Raw genomic sequence first — 1,029 nt, forward strand, 5'->3', positions numbered from 1 at the left:
GGACGGCGGCGCCGTATCCTGCGGAGCGGTGCATCCACGAGCTGTTCGAGGCGCAGGTGCACAAGGCGCCGGATGCGGTGGCGGTGGTCTGCAAAGATGAGCGGCTGAGCTACGGCGAGCTCAATGCGCGGGCCAACCGCCTGGCGCATCACCTGATCGCCCTCGGGGTCAAACCTGGGGATCGCATTGCCACAGTGCTGGACCGCTCCGTCGCTCTTCTGGTGGCGCAGCTGGCAATTCTGAAGGCCGGCGGCGTGTATGTACCGATCGATCGCGCCCTCCCGCCGGCACGACAAGAATTGCTGAGGGCCGATTGTGCTGCACGCTTGGTGCTTTGCGCTGATGATCTGGTTGAGGCGACGATACCTGTTCGTACTATTGGGCCGCTCATAGCTGGAACGGGATGTAGTTCCGATCCTGGGCTGGCGTTGAGCGCTGAAACTGCCGCTTACGTCATGTACACCTCTGGCTCAACTGGCCTTCCCAAAGGAGTTGTTGTTCCTCATCGTGCCGTCAACCGGCTCGTGATCAACAGTGGGTATGTGAAGATCGATGCAGGAGATCGGGTGGCATGGGCTGGCAATCCCGCCTTCGACGCAAGCACGTTCGAAGTATGGGCACCGCTGCTTAACGGTGGTTGCATTGTTGCCATGCATGCCGCCACCGTCAGGGATACTCTTAGTTTTGCCCGCGCGCTTGAACAGCACCGGGTGACGACACTGTTTCTAACAACAGCATTATTCAACCAACATACATCAACGATTGCTCCGACGTTGGCGCAACTGAAGCACCTCCTCTGTGGGGGTGAGTGCGGTGATCTTGCCTCGTTTCTGAGATTGTTAAAGGAAAAGGGCCCCGTACGTCTCATTAACTGCTACGGGCCCACCGAGACGACGACATTCGCGACGATCTGGACTTGCCCGGCTGATTTTAATGGGTCATTGGTCCCGATCGGGCGCCCAATCGCCAACACGCGTGTGTACTTGCTGGATGGCCATGGCGCGCCCGTGCCGTTCGGCGCGGTGGGTG

Annotated in this window: 1 protein-coding gene; it reads left to right on the top strand. The window is 59.7% G+C overall.

The window, feature by feature from the left end; all coding sequences use genetic code 11:
• Positions 1-1,029, top strand: a 1,029-nt coding sequence (locus I6F33_RS37870; RefSeq protein ID WP_225145785.1) for an AMP-binding protein, incomplete at both ends; no start/stop codon positions are given.

The organism is Bradyrhizobium sp. BRP20, from assembly GCF_020194215.1.
GTDB classification, from domain to species: domain Bacteria; phylum Pseudomonadota; class Alphaproteobacteria; order Rhizobiales; family Xanthobacteraceae; genus Bradyrhizobium; species Bradyrhizobium yuanmingense.